Raw genomic sequence first — 13,315 nt, forward strand, 5'->3', positions numbered from 1 at the left:
TCCACATTGTGATGCGCGGGGGACGAGCGTCCCCCGCGCATCACGGCCGGGTCGGCCGGATCAGGCGCGGCGGGCGCCCGGCAGCAGCACCGAGCGGAGCGCGCTGATCTCCCGCATCCGCTTCTCGGCCAGGCGGTCGGCGGCGACGGCCGGCGGGACGCCGTCGGTGGCGGCCCGGGTGAAGATCTCCAGGGTGGTGTCGAAGATCTTCGTGGCCTTGTTCTTGGCCCGCTCGAAGTTGAAGCCCTCGATCTCGTCGGCGACCTGGATGACGCCGCCGGAGTTCACCAGGTAGTCCGGCGCGTAGAGGATGCCGCGGTCGGCGAGGTCCTTCTCGACGCCCGGGTGGGCCAGCTGGTTGTTGGCCGCACCACAGACCACGGAGGTGCCGAACTCGCCGAGCGCGGCCACCGAGGCGTCGGTGAGGGCGCCGCCGAGGGCGCAGGGGGCGTAGACGTCCAGCTTGGCCTGGAGCAGGGCGGCGGTGTCGGCGACGACCTCCACCTCCGGGTGGGCGGCGCGCACGCGGTTGACGGCGGCCTCCGAGACGTCGGTGATGACGACGGTGGCGCCGTCCGCGACCAGGTGGCCGACCAGGTAGTGGCCGACCTTGCCGACGCCGGCCACGCCGACCCGCTTGCCGCGCAGGGTGGGCTGGCCCCAGCGGGCCTGGGCGCTCGCGCGCATGCCCTGGAAGACGCCGAAGGCGGTCAGGATGGAGGAGTCGCCGGCGCCGCCGTGCTCGGGGGAGCGGCCGGTCACGAACTGGGTCTCGCGCGCGACCACGTCCATGTCCTGGACGTAGGTGCCGACGTCGCAGGCGGTGATGTAGCGGCCGCGCAGGGACTCGACGAAGCGCCCGTAGGCGCGCAGCATCGCCTCGTTCTTGTCCTTGTTGGGGTCGCCGATGATGACGGCCTTGCCGCCGCCGAGGTCGAGCCCGGCCAGCGCGTTCTTGTAGGACATGCCGCGCGACAGGTTCAGCGCGTCCTCCAGCGCCGCCTCCTCGGAGGCGTACGGGAAGAAGCGGGTGCCGCCGAGGGCGGGGCCCAGCGCGGTGGAGTGGATGGCGATGATCGCCTTGAGCCCGGAGCTGCGGTCGTGGCAGAGCACGACCTGCTCGTGGCCGTCGCCGGGGGCGCCGTCCTGCTCGGTGCGGAAGATCCTGCTGAGCACGCCGGGTGCGGGGTGCGTCGCGGAGGTCTGTACGTCGGTCACTGTGGTGACTCCAGTATTCGAGGCCCGCTGCTGTGGTGCGGGCGCCTAAGGCGAAGAGTAGTCGCGGGGGCGCCCGCGATCTGCCCCCTTGTCCGAGCTCGGGCCACTTGTCCGAGTGGTGAGACCGGGGCGTGCGGAGTGCGTCCGCGAACGGCTCGGGGCCGGAGCCCTCCCGGCGGGCGGCCGGTGCGTGCGACGATGCAGCCGTGACCGTCGTACGCACTTCCGTGCAGCCGCCCTACGCAGCCCACCTGCGGGTCTACGAGCCGCTGGCCGCGTACCCGGAGGCCGAGCGGGTGCGCTGGCAGGCCTACGCGGCCGAACACGGCCCGGACGCGGCGGAGGCCGGGCGTCCGGTGGCCGCGGCGGCGCTGGAGGAGCAGCGGGCGGCGCTGGCGGAGCTGGTGGGCCGCACGCCCAGGCCGCTGCCCGAGCGGGAGAGCGAGCGGGCCTTCGTCCGGGCGCTGGACGGCGTGCTGTACGTCTGCCCGTGGGCGACCAGGCTGCGCAGCTGGCAGGCGCTGGAGGAGCTGGAGGGGGCCGCCCCGGTGGCGCTGGTGGACACCGCGCTGCCGCCGGCCTCCCGGGCGGCCGCGGAGGCGGACCGGGAGCGCTGGCGGGCGGAGCACCCGGACGCGCGGCCGTGGATCCTGACCAGCCGGTGGGAGGTGCCGGTCCGCTGGTTCCTGCCGTTCGGGGAGGAGGACCGCTGCTTCGTGCCGGCCGGGGAGCCGGCCGGGGGGCCGGGCGGGGGGCCGGGCGGGGGGCCGGGCGGGGCCGCACCGGCCGGGGCTCCCGCCGGAGGGGGGAAGGGGGAGGGGCCGGCCCTCTTCTACCTGACGCCGATGGCGCAGGCCCGCCGGCGGGTGGCCCGGGCGTACCGGGCGCTGCGCGAGGCGGTGCCGGAGGGGGAGCTGGTGCGCGGCGCGGAGCAGGTCGGGCGGTGGCTGGAGGAGTTCCACCCGCGCTCGCTGGTGGAGCTGGACTACGGGGGGCTGGTGCACCTGCTGGGGCCGGAGCGGTTGCTGGCGGACCGTTCGGCGGGGGAGCTGGAGGACGGGCTGCGCGCGCTGCGGGCGGGGGACGCGGCGGAGGCGGCGCGGGCGTACGAGGAGCTGACGGTCCGCTGGCGGCGGGTGCTGGCGCTGCGGAACGCGAACTGAGCCGCGCTCCGGGGCCCGTGCGGCGGTCCTGAGCGGCGGTCCTGAGCGGGCGTCACCGCGGGCCCGGGGTCTGTGGGTGGTACTTGTAAGACTGAACGGGTCCTTCGGCCCGAGTGGTATGACCAAGGTCCTGGTTCGGGTCAATAGCTGTCGAACGTGACACTACTCACCGTTGACGCGAACTTACCCCTATGTGCAAAAATGGGACAACCAGCCCAACTTCACGTGAGCGTGCCCACTTTTGGGTGGTTCTGGAATCGATGCGTGCTTTGCGGGGAAACGGCGGGCCTGGTCCCCTCGTAACTAGATGTCACTATAAGGTGACTGCCCGTTATGGGGTGGTCCATCGCCATCCGTCGGCCTTGAACCCGTGAGGGGTCAATTTTGGCGGTTTGGTCGATAGGGCTGGACGGATGGTGTAGTTGTAGACACCAGGACAAGCCGTTCGTCCTATAACCGACTCGGCCCGTCTATGCCATTTCGGGCATCGCGGGCCAAGGTGCAGAATTTGAAGGATAGAACCGCCCTGGTTCGGTTCTCCCGAGGAGGCCGCTCATGACCGCTCGTACCCCTGATGCTGAGCCCCTGCTGACGCCGGCAGAGGTAGCCACCATGTTCCGCGTGGACCCGAAGACGGTTACCCGCTGGGCCAAGGCGGGCAAGCTCACGTCCATTCGCACCCTCGGCGGCCACCGCCGGTACCGCGAGGCGGAGGTGCGCGCTCTGCTGGCCGGTATTCCCGCCCAGCGCACCGAGGCCTGACGGCCGAAGGCTCTTTCAAAGGGGCTGCTTACCGGACTCCGCCGGGTCCGGTAAGCGGCCCCTTTGCCATGCCCCGGCGCGATCGGCGCAGTGGTGCCGGAGAGCATCCCGGTCGGCCGGAATGTTGAACTCCACATAACGATTTGAGGGGCGTGGGGCGGGGGGGATTTACTGTGAATAGCAGTGCAATTTTACATATTAAATTAGTGGCCGCGCGGAGGGGGTGAAGACTGTGTGTTCGCTGGGAAGGGTGGGTGGCGACCATCACACGGACAGTCACTTGTGGTCCAGACCTGGCCCGGGGTATAAGCGGCCGGCGGTGAAACGACGAGAGGCCCGGAACCAAACGGTTCCGGGCCTCTCGGCTACGGCGATCCCGACGGGACTTGAACCCGCGACCTCCACCTTGACAGGGTGGCGAGCTAACCAACTGCTCCACGGGACCAGAGATTTCTGATCCGTTCGCTTTGCTTGCCGCGCTGCGAACAAGACAGATCGTAGCCCATGTGGGGCCCCCAGGTCGAACTGGCTCCTGAGGGCCCCCGGCCCGCTGAGCTGGGCGGCCTCACAGCGTCGCCCGGGCCGCCTCCATCGCCTTCGTGATCCGCTTCTCCGAGACGGGAGTCGGCGTACCGAGCGACTGGGCGAAGAAGCTGACCCGCAGCTCCTCGATCATCCAGCGGATCGCCAGCACCTCCGGCGAGGGCTGCCGGCCCGCCGGCACCGCCGCCAGCAGCTCCCCGTACTCCTGCTGCACCTGCTGGACCTTCAGCAGCTGCTGGGCGTCCCGCTGCGGGTGGTTGGGCAGCGCCTCCAGCCGGCGGTCCACCGCCAGCAGGTAGCGCTTGAGGTCCGGCAGCCGCTGCCAGCCGGTCTGGGTGACGAAGCCCGGGTGCACCAGCGAGGCCAGGTGCAGCCGGACGTCGTTGACCGCCGAGAGCAGTACCGGGCTGCTCACCGACTTCAGCCGGGTCGACGCCTTGTGGAAGGCGATCAGCGCGGAGGCGGTCTTCAGCGTGGTGTCCGCCGAGAGGTCGTACAGGTCCGCCCGCACCTTGTCGTGCAGCTTGCCGAAGGCGGCCTCGTCCCAGGCCGGTCCGCCGGCCAGGGCCATCAGCCGGTCGGCGGCGCAGGCCACCACGTCCTCGAAGAGCGCCGGGATCGAGCCGTGCGGGTTGTACGACAGGGCGAGCTTCGCCTGGTTGCCCAGGCGCCCCTGGATCGACTTCGCCGGGGAGGTGGTGGTGAGCATCAGCAGCCGCCGGGTACCGGACCACATCGCCGCGGCCTGCGCCTCGGGGGTGTCGAACAGCTTGATGCCGACCGCGTCCTGCTCGTCCACCAGCGCCGGGTAGGCGCGCAGCGAGTGGCCGCGCGAGCGCTGCTCGAAGGTCCGCTGCAGGACGGGCAGCGAGGCCGGCCAGGCGGTCAGCCCGGACTGCTCGATGCCGCGCCCGGAGGCGGCCGAGGAGAGCGTCTCCTTGAGCTTGGGCTTCAGCTTCAGCCGCAGCTCCTCCAGGTCCTTCGACTCGGCGAGGTTGCGGCGGCCGTCCACCACCCGGAAGGTCACCTTGAGGTGGTCCGGCACCCGCTCCTCGTCCCAGGCCTCCGGCGGCACGGTGACCGCCGTCAGCCGCTTGAGGACGAGCTCCAGGGTGGGCAGCAGCGGCTCGGCGGACCCGAAGGTGTTCGCGGCCTGGCGCTCCCTCACCTGGCGCAGCGCCGCCTTGGCGAAGTCCGGGGCCGGGACGAAGTTGCGCCGGACCGCCTTGGGGAGCGACTTGATCCAGGCGGTGACCAGCTCCTCGCGCAGGCCCGGGATCTGCCAGTCGAAGCCCTCCGCGGTCACCTGGTTGAGCACCGGGAGCGGGATGTGGACGGTCACGCCGTCCGCGTCGCTGCCCGGTTCGAACTGGTAGGTCAGCTTGAAGCGGAGCTTGCCCTGCTGCCAGTAGTCCGGGTAGTCGGCCTCGGTGACGCCGTCGGCGGCGTCGTTGATGAGCATCGACTTCTCGAAGCTGAGCAGGTCCGGCTGCTCGTGCCGGGCCTTCTTCCACCAGGAGTCGAAGTGCCGGGTGGAGACGACGTCGTCCGGCAGCCGGCTGTCGTAGAAGTCGAACAGGGTCTGGTCGTCGACCAGGATGTCCCGGCGGCGGGCCCGGTTCTCCAGCTCCTCGACCTCGCCGAGCAGCTTGCGGTTCTCGGCGAAGAAGCGGTGGTGGGTCTCCCAGTCGCCCTCCACCAGCGCGTTGCGGATGAACAACTCGCGGCAGAGCTCCGGGTCGATCCGGCCGTAGTTGACCTTGCGCTGGGCGACGACCGGCATCCCGTACAGGGTGACCTTCTCGAAGGCCATCACCGCGCCGGCCTTCTTCTCCCAGTGCGGCTCGCTGTGGCTGCGCTTGATCAGGTGGCCGGCCAGCGGCTCCACCCACTCGGGCTCGATCTTGGCGTTGATCCGGGCCCAGAGCCGGGACGTCTCGACCAGCTCGGCCGACATCACCCAGCGCGGCGGCTTCTTGAACAGGCCGGAGCCCGGGAAGACCGCGAACCGCGCCCCGCGGGCGCCGCCGTACTCGCGCTTCTCCACGTCGAACAGGCCGATGTGGGAGAGCAGGCCGGCCAGCAGCGACTGGTGGATCCGGTCGGCGTCCGGCTCGGCGTCGGGGTGGGGCTCCTCGATGGTCACGCCGAGCTGCTTGGCGACCGTGCGCAGCTGGGAGTAGATGTCCTGCCACTCCCGTATCCGCAGGTAGTTGAGGAACTCGGCCTTGCACATCCGGCGGAAGGCGGAGGAGGAGAGCTCCTTCTGCTGCTCCCGGACGTAGCGCCACATGGCCAGGTAGGAGAGGAAGTCGGAGGTCTCCGACTGGAACCGGCGGTGCCGGTCGTCGGCCGCCTGGCGCTTCTCGGTCGGGCGCTCCCGCGGGTCCTGGATGGAGAGCGCGGCGGCGATCACCATGACGTCGCGGACGCAGCCGTTCCGGTCGGCCTCCAGGACCATCCGGGCCATCCGCGGGTCCACCGGGAGCTGGGCCAGCTTGCGGCCGAGCGGGGTGAGGCGCTTGCGGGCGTCCTTCTCGTCCGGGTCCAGCGCGCCGAGCTCGTGCAGCAGGTTGACGCCGTCCTTGATGTTGCGGGAGTCCGGCGGGTCCAGGAACGGGAAGGCGGCGATGTCGCCGAGTCCGGCGGCGGTCATCTGGAGGATGACCGAGGCCAGGTTGGTGCGCAGGATCTCGGCGTCGGTGAACTCGGGGCGGGAGAGGAAGTCCTCCTCCGAGTAGAGCCGGATGCAGATACCGTCCGAGGTGCGGCCGCAGCGGCCCTTGCGCTGGTTGGCGCTGGCCTGGCTGATCGCCTCGATCGGGAGTCGCTGCACCTTGGTGCGGTGGCTGTAGCGGGAGATCCGGGCGGTGCCCGGGTCGATCACGTACTTGATGCCGGGGACGGTCAGCGAGGTCTCGGCGACGTTGGTCGCCAGCACGATCCGGCGGCTGCTGGAGCGCTGGAAGACCTTGTGCTGCTCGGCGGAGCTCAGCCGGGCGTAGAGCGGGAGGACCTCGGTGGACTTCAGTTTCATCCGGTTGAGCGCGTCGGCGGTGTCGCGGATCTCCCGCTCGCCGGAGAGGAAGACCAAGATGTCGCCGGGGCCCTCCGACTGCAGCTCCTCGGCGGCGTCGCAGATCGCCTGGATCTGGTCGCGGTCGCGGTCGGCGTCGGTGGAGTCGTCCTCGGCGTCCTCGTCGAGGATCGGCCGGTAGCGGACCTCGACCGGGTACGTCCGGCCGGACACCTCGATGATCGGGGCGTCGCCGAAGTGGCGGGCGAAGCGCTCGGGGTCGATGGTCGCGGAGGTGATGACGACCTTGAGGTCCGGGCGGCGGGGCAGCAGCTGCTTGACGTAGCCCAGGATGAAGTCGATGTTGAGGCTGCGCTCGTGCGCCTCGTCGATGATCAGGGTGTCGTACTGGCGCAGCTCGCGGTCGGTCTGGATCTCCGCGAGCAGGATGCCGTCCGTCATCAGCTTGACCAGGGTGTCCTGACCGACCTGGTCGGTGAACCGGACCTTCCAGCCGACCGCCTCGCCGAGCGGGGTGCGCAGCTCCTCGGCGACCCGGTCCGCCACCGTGCGGGCGGCGATCCGGCGGGGCTGGGTGTGGCCGACCAGGCCGCGGACGCCGCGGCCCAGCTCCAGGCAAATCTTCGGGATCTGGGTGGTCTTGCCGGAGCCGGTCTCCCCCGCCACGATCACCACCTGGTGGTCGCGGATGGCCGCCAGGATCTCGTCCTTCTTCTGGCTGACCGGGAGCTCGGCGGGATAGGTGATGGTCGGGACGGCGGCTCGGCGCTGCTCGACCAGCAGCTCGGCGCGCTCGATGTCGCCGGCGATCTCGGCGGCGATCTGCGCGCGCGCCTCGGGCTTGCGGACCCGGCGAGCGCCCTCCAGCCGGCGCCCGATCCGCACCTCGTCGCGGAGGGTCAGCGCGGGGAGACGGGCGGCCAGCTCGCCGATGCCCGGGCCCGTGTCGGGTGCCTGGGCGGATGCGTCGGCGGACTGGACTGCGGGAGAACTCACTGCGGGCATCCCTCTAGGTTCGCAAGGAGGCGGGGTGGTGTGCACCCCGGTTTTCGAGCCCCTCCAGTGTCACAGCCGCCGGTGCGGACGCGCGAACCCCGGGCGGGCGGTCGTTCGAACGGCGGGCAGGCGGGGGCAGGCGGGGGCAGGCGGGGGCAAGCGGGGGCAGGCGCGGGGCGGGCAGGTGCGGGGCAGGCCGGTGCGGGCGGGCAGGTGCGGGCGGGCCGCGCCGGGCTCAGCGTCCCAGGGCGTCCTCGTCCGGGCCCGGCAGCCAGTCCCGCGCCGGGTCGTACTCCAGCCAGCGGCTGCGCCGCGCCTCCTCGCCGAACGCCGCCAGCAGCCGCTCCAGCCCGGGGTGCGGCTGGGCGTCGTCCTCGCGCCAGACCAGTGACCAGGCGTAGAGCGGGGTGGGGTCGACCAGCGGGACGGTCCGCACACCGGGCCGACCGTCGGTCGCCACCGGGAGGTCGGGCAGCGGGCAGTCGGCGGGGAGGAGCGAGAAGCAGGTCGGGTCGGTGCGGACCCGCTCGACGAAGTGCTCCAGGCCCAGGTTGGTCGAGCCGGTCCGGTCGTCGACGCCGAACCGGTCGGCGAAGCGCGTCAGGAAGTCCAGCCGGTCCACCGCGGCCGGGTAGCGCAGCACGCCGGCGCGCAGGTCGGCCGGGCGGAGCACGTCCCGCCCGGCCAGCGGGTGGTCGGTGCTCAGCAGCGCGTCCACCGGCTCCAGCCGGACCAGCCGGTGCGCCAGCCCCGCGTCCCGGCCGTCCGGCAGCGGGTGCACCCGGCCGAACCCGGCGTCCGACTCGCCCCGCAGCACGGCCGCCGCCACCGACGGCAGGTCCCGTCCCGGCACCGGCTCCACCTCCAGCCCCGGCACCCCCTCGACGGCCCGCGCCACCGTCCGCATCGGCGCGTACAGGTGCCCCCACACGTCGATGCGCAGCGGCCGGCGAGCACAGGCCACCGCGGCCACCGCCCGGTCGCCGTGGACGAGCAGCCGGCGGGCCGGCTCCAGGAACCGCCGTCCCGCCGGGGTCAGTCCGACCCCGTGCGCGTCGCGGTCGAGCAGCCGGGCGCCGAGCGCGGCCTCCAACCGGGCGACCCGCTTGGACAGCGCCTGCTGGCTGATCGCCAGCCGCGCGGCGGCGCGCCCGAAGTGCAGCTCCTCGGCCGCCGCCGTGAAGGCGCGGACCTGGGCGAGATCGAGATCCATGGCCGCCCAGCGTAGGGGCGACAACGATCGGTTGTCCTCCCACCTGAGCGGTTGTTGGACCGGGCCCGGACGGCCGGGGTCTGCTGGGAACCGCCCCGGGGACCGCCGTCGCGGCCGCCGGACCGCCCGGCGCGGGGCCGAGGGAGGGAGCAGGACCATGAAGGCGCTGACACCGACCGGACGGGCCGACGCCACGGTCGGGTTCGCCGAGGTCGAGCAGCCGCGGCCGGGCCCGGGCGAGGCCCTGGTCAAGGTCGAGGCGTTCTCGGTCAACCGCGGCGAGACCTTCCAGCTGGAGGCCCCCCGGCCCGGCTGGCGTCCCGGCAAGGACATCGCCGGACTGGTCGTGCAGGCCGCCGCCGACGGGTCCGGCCCGGGCGTCTGCCGCCGCGTGGTCGGCCACCCGCCCGCCGGCGGCTGGGCCGAGTACGTCTGCGTCCCCACCGCGTCGCTGGCCGAGATCCCGGACGAGCTGGACAGCGTCCGGGCCGCGGCCCTGCCGCTGGCCGGCCTGACCGCCGTCCGGCTGCTGCGCACCGCCGGCGCCCTGGCCGGCCGCCGGGTGCTGCTGACCGGCGCCTCCGGGGGCGTCGGCCACTACGTCACCGAGCTGGCCGCGGCCGCCGGCGCCGAGCTGACCGCCGTCACCGCCTCGCCGGAGCGCGGCCGCCGCCTGGCCGAGCTGGGCGCGGCGGAGGTGGTGCACGAGCTCGCCGCGGCGCGCGGGACGTACGACCTCGTGCTGGAGTCGACCGGCGGCCCGAACCTGCCGCTGGCGCTCGCCAGGCTGGCCCGGCGCGGCACGCTGATCTGGTTCGGCCAGGCCTCCCGGACGCCCGCGACGCTCGACTTCTTCGGCTTCTTCGCCGGCCCGGAGTCGGCCACCCTGCGGCACTTCCACTACGCCGACTCCGACGTGCCCGACGGCGTGGACCTCGCCACCCTGGTCCGCCTGGTGGGGGAGGGGCGGCTGACCCCGGAGATCGGCCGGGTCGCGCCCTGGACGGAGACCGCCGCCGTCCTCACCGACCTGCGGGAGCGCCGGATCCGCGGCAAGGCCGTGCTCACCCTGGCCTGACCCCGCGCGCCGGCCGTGCGCCCGAACGGCCCACCATCTGGACCCACCATCTGGACCCACCGGCTGGACCCACTGCCTGGACCGCCGGCTGTACCCGAACCCGCAGAGGAGCGAACCGCACCCATGACCGGCACCCCGTCCCCGTCCCCTGCCTCGGCCCTCCCCGACCTCTCCTTCCTCGACCACCCGGCGCTGCTCCCGGCCTTCGTCGAGGAGAACCGCCCCCGCGCCACCGGCGCCGGGCTGGACCCGCACGAGTACGCCCGGGTCACCGCCCCGCTGCGCTCCCTGCACGAGTGGCCCGGGGCCTGCCGCGCGGCCGGCCGCCGCCACCTGGCCGCCGCCGACCGTGCCGCCGCCGAGGGACGCACGGTGTCGGCCGGCGAGGCGTACCGGGCGGCCGCCCGTTGGTTCCACGCCGCGGGGCTGCTGCCGCACCCCGACCGGGCGGCCGCCGCCGAAGCGGCCGCCGAGGCGGACGAGGCGATGCGCCGGGCGCTGACCCACCTCGACCCGGCGGCCGAGCGGGTCGAGGGAGGGTCCTTCGCCGGCTGGCTCCGCCGCCCGGCCGGTGTCGCCCACCCGCCGGTGGTGCTGGTCGTCCCGGGGATGGACTCCGGCAAGGAGGAGTTCCACGCCGTCGCCGAGGCGCTGCTGGCCCGCGGCACCGCGGTCCTCGCCATGGACGGGCCGGGGCAGGGCGTGCTCGCCGCGACCAGCGCACCCGAGCCGGACTACCACCGCGTGGTCGGCCGGGTGATCGACGCCCTGACCGCGCACGGCGGCGTGGACACCGACCGGGTCGGCGTGATCGGTCTCAGCCTGGGCGGCTACTACGCGGTGACCGCCGCCGCCCACGAGCCCCGGATCCGCGCCACGGCCGTCGTCAGCGGCCCGTACCGGCTGGACTGGGACGCCCTGGTCCCCTTCGTCACCGCGACCCTGATCCAGCGCTGCGGCACCCCGGAGGCGGCCCGCGCCTTCGCCGCCCGCGTCGACCTGACCGGCCTCGCCCCGGCGGTCGCCGGCCCCCTCCTCGTCGTCGAGGGCGGCGAGGACCGGATCCCCGGCGTCACCAACGCCGAGGTCCTCGCCGAGCGGGCCCCACACGCCGAGCTCCTGCTCGTCCCGCACGGCCACCACCTGCTGGGCAACGCCCTCGCCGACTGGCTCCCCGCCACCGCCGACTGGCTCACCACCCGCCTCGCCACCCCGTCAGCCCGGTGACCGGGCCGCCGGGTCCTCAGTAGCCGAGCAGCCCGTCGGTGACCAGCTCGAAGTCGAACGGTTCAGGGAGGTGCAGTGTCTCGCCGAACTCGATGTCCTCACGACGGTGGTACCTGGTGCCGTCGGGGCGGCTGAACAGGGTGACCGTCTTCTGCCGGGCATCGACCAGCAGGTAGAGCGGGATCCCCATCAGCGGGTAGTCACGCACCTTGCCGACCCAGTCGTTCTCCGGGTTGGAGGGGGCGACGAGTTCGACGGCGATGGCGGCGAACTCGGCGGGGACCTGGTTCTCGGTGCTCTCCAGGGCCTCCGCGGGGAGGTAGGTCAGATCGGGGTTGCGGCTCTTGCCGACGTTCGGTGACACGAGGTCCGTGTTCTCACTCGGCAGCAGCTCGGCCGGCACACGGGCGTCGAACTGGCGGCGCACCACCAGGAGGTTCCGCTGGTGGATGCCCGTGGGGCCGACCATCATCACGATGGTGTCGCCCGAGATCTCGACCTTGAACCCGTCAGGCAGGCTTCTGCGGGCTTCGTCGAGGAGGGCGAAGTGCTCCGGGTTCATGCGCGGCGTCTCCTGACGGTGGACCGGCGGCACCTCAGCGTAGCTCCGGGGAACGCGAAAGGCCCCGGAGAGTGAACTCTCCGGGGCCTTTCCCAACGGTGGCCAGGGCCGGGGTCGAACCGGCGACCTTCCGCTCTTCAGGCCAACCTGGGGGCGCGACATGCCCAGGTTCGGGTGATTCCGTCGTCCGCGGAAGGCCGCCTTCGGCCCTCGTCGTCCATGCCGGTTGGCGTCAGCGTTGGCGTCCACCGGCACGGATGAGCCGGTTGGACTCACCAGTCGAGAGCGCGAAGCCGGTGGTTCGTCCGGTGCAGGTCGAAGCGGGTCGGGTCGAAGCCAGCCGCCGTTTCGAGGCCGAGCCAGCACAGCAGATCCTCGCGCTCGGGGTGGGAGGGGTCGCTGAGGGCCTGCTTGAGGTCGTCGTATCCGCCCGCGCCGCCGCAGTCCTCGGGCGGGCAGGCTCCTGCCCCGTCGACGCACAGCGGGTAGTGGTGGCCCGCCTCGGCAGGCACTTGGCGCTCGACGAGGATGCGGTGCTCCCACGAGTCACCGAAGTCGTAGGTGTAGTCGAGGAAGTCTCCCTCCTTGACCAGGGCGTCCAGGGCGGCGGCGGTCTCGTCGACGAAGTCGAGTTCGGAGGAGGGATGGCCGTAGTCGACGCCTTTCACGTCGAACGCGTGCAAGTGGCAGTTCTGCCAGCCCATGGCGGCCTGGATGACCAGGTGCAGTCGGTCGAGGCGGAATCCGGCCGGGACCTGAACGCGGCGCCAGACGGCGGGCTGTTCCACATCGGCGAGTTCGATGCGGAGTTGGTAGACGGGATCGCCGGGGCGTGCTTCCCGGCGCAGCCGGGCCATGGCTTGACGGCCCCGCGAGGTGAGGGCGACGGCGTCGCCGACGCGCTGGACCGAGCCGAGGCCGAGGAGCGTCGCGAGCAGGCGGTCCACGTCGCGGTCGTTGCTCTGGCGCAGCGTCCGGAGGCGGTCCTCGGGAAGATCGTCGAGGACGTAGAACCCGGAGACCTTGTCCCACACCGCAGCCTGAAGCTCCTGCTCGGGAAGCAGGTCGTCGGCGGCATACAGGCTCATCAGCAGCACCCGAAGCCCGGCGGGGTACTCCTCGGCGAAGAGCGAGCCGAGCCACCCGGAGGGGAGCACCGCTTCGCTGATGCGCGGTAGGGCCTCGAACAGAGCGTCGAGGATGCGCTCGGGGTCCTCCAGCGCGCGCACGTTCTTCTTGACGGGCACCAGGCGGCCGCTGGCGACCCGAAGCAGCCGGGCCGCCTTGGCCCATTCCACCAGCAGGTTCAGGTGGTACAGCTCCTGGCTGGACTTGGTCTTGAAGATCCTGTCACCGATGGCCGGGTCGATGGTGTCGCCGGTCCGCAGGAACGCGACCAGGGCCCGCGCGTCGGCGAGGGTGACCTTGCCCGTCTGGGTGAGCTTGCGCCCCGCGTCGATCCAGCTGACGAGACCTCGGATCTGCTCGACGGTGAGTGGCTGCTCGGGTTCCATCA

The 13,315-nt window shown here is 72.6% G+C and carries 9 protein-coding genes and 1 tRNA gene; 4 read left to right on the forward strand and 6 right to left on the reverse strand.

Annotation, left to right across the window (positions count from 1 at the left end):
* Positions 1–60: 60 nt before the first annotated feature.
* Positions 61–1,218 carry a Glu/Leu/Phe/Val dehydrogenase dimerization domain-containing protein gene (locus tag RMN57_RS21300; protein WP_313764945.1) on the reverse strand — a complete coding sequence of 386 codons (1,158 nt, stop codon included), beginning with the start codon at positions 1,216–1,218 and terminating at the stop codon, positions 61–63.
* Positions 1,219–1,424: 206 nt separating this feature from the next.
* Here RMN57_RS21300 and RMN57_RS21305 point away from each other — a divergent pair, with 206 nt between their 5' ends.
* Together RMN57_RS21305 and bldC are read left to right on the forward strand one after the other, a co-directional pair.
* Positions 1,425–2,381 (forward strand): hypothetical protein, encoded by a 957-nt coding sequence (locus RMN57_RS21305; RefSeq protein WP_313764946.1) that lies wholly within the window; start codon positions 1,425–1,427, stop codon positions 2,379–2,381.
* A gap of 555 nt (positions 2,382–2,936) precedes the next feature.
* Positions 2,937–3,143, forward strand: coding sequence for a developmental transcriptional regulator BldC (gene bldC / locus RMN57_RS21310; protein ID WP_014137253.1), 207 nt, complete (start codon positions 2,937–2,939; stop codon positions 3,141–3,143).
* A 371-nt stretch (positions 3,144–3,514) separates the two neighbouring features.
* Here bldC and RMN57_RS21315 read toward each other — a convergent pair.
* The 3 genes from RMN57_RS21315 to RMN57_RS21325 form a co-directional block, all read right to left on the reverse strand.
* Positions 3,515–3,588 (reverse strand) — tRNA-Asp (locus RMN57_RS21315).
* Positions 3,589–3,708: 120 nt separating this feature from the next.
* Entirely contained in the window at positions 3,709–7,656 is a 3,948-nt protein-coding gene (hrpA, locus tag RMN57_RS21320) for an ATP-dependent RNA helicase HrpA (protein WP_313767902.1), read from the reverse strand.
* A 298-nt stretch (positions 7,657–7,954) separates the two neighbouring features.
* On the reverse strand, positions 7,955–8,932 hold the full coding sequence (locus tag RMN57_RS21325; protein WP_313764947.1) for a LysR family transcriptional regulator: 978 nt from the start codon (positions 8,930–8,932) through the stop codon (positions 7,955–7,957).
* Positions 8,933–9,089: 157 nt separating this feature from the next.
* On the opposite strand from RMN57_RS21325, the gene RMN57_RS21330 reads away from it, so the two are divergent.
* Both RMN57_RS21330 and RMN57_RS21335 read left to right on the forward strand, forming a co-directional pair.
* The gene (locus tag RMN57_RS21330; protein ID WP_313764948.1) at positions 9,090–10,010 is read left to right on the forward strand and encodes a zinc-binding dehydrogenase; all 921 of its coding nucleotides are present in this window, start codon (positions 9,090–9,092) and stop codon (positions 10,008–10,010) included.
* 123 nt (positions 10,011–10,133) lie between these two features.
* Positions 10,134–11,237, forward strand: coding sequence for an alpha/beta fold hydrolase (locus RMN57_RS21335; protein WP_313764949.1), 1,104 nt, complete (start codon positions 10,134–10,136; stop codon positions 11,235–11,237).
* A gap of 16 nt (positions 11,238–11,253) precedes the next feature.
* Here the strand turns inward: RMN57_RS21335 and RMN57_RS21340 are convergent, their stop codons facing one another.
* Positions 11,254–11,799 (reverse strand): Uma2 family endonuclease, encoded by a 546-nt coding sequence (locus RMN57_RS21340; protein ID WP_313764950.1) that lies wholly within the window; start codon positions 11,797–11,799, stop codon positions 11,254–11,256.
* Between the two features lie 272 nt (positions 11,800–12,071).
* Positions 12,072–13,313, reverse strand: coding sequence for a plasmid pRiA4b ORF-3 family protein (locus RMN57_RS21345; protein ID WP_313764951.1), 1,242 nt, complete (start codon positions 13,311–13,313; stop codon positions 12,072–12,074).
* Positions 13,314–13,315 lie beyond the last annotated feature (2 nt).

Source organism: Kitasatospora sp. CM 4170 (genome assembly GCF_032110285.1).
Classification (GTDB): Bacteria; Actinomycetota; Actinomycetes; order Streptomycetales; family Streptomycetaceae; genus Kitasatospora; species Kitasatospora aburaviensis.

What these genes read in the sequence shown, in the direction of transcription:
- RMN57_RS21335 (WP_313764949.1), top strand. Translation starts at nt 10,134, where the DNA reads ATGACCGGCACCCCGTCCCCGTCCCCTGCCTCGGCCCTCCCCGACCTC.
- RMN57_RS21330 (WP_313764948.1), top strand. Translation starts at nt 9,090, where the DNA reads ATGAAGGCGCTGACACCGACCGGACGGGCCGACGCCACGGTCGGGTTC.
- RMN57_RS21340 (WP_313764950.1), bottom strand. Translation starts at nt 11,799, where the DNA reads ATGAACCCGGAGCACTTCGCCCTCCTCGACGAAGCCCGCAGAAGCCTG.
- bldC (WP_014137253.1), top strand. Translation starts at nt 2,937, where the DNA reads ATGACCGCTCGTACCCCTGATGCTGAGCCCCTGCTGACGCCGGCAGAG.
- RMN57_RS21345 (WP_313764951.1), bottom strand. Translation starts at nt 13,313, where the DNA reads ATGGAACCCGAGCAGCCACTCACCGTCGAGCAGATCCGAGGTCTCGTC.
- RMN57_RS21325 (WP_313764947.1), bottom strand. Translation starts at nt 8,932, where the DNA reads ATGGATCTCGATCTCGCCCAGGTCCGCGCCTTCACGGCGGCGGCCGAG.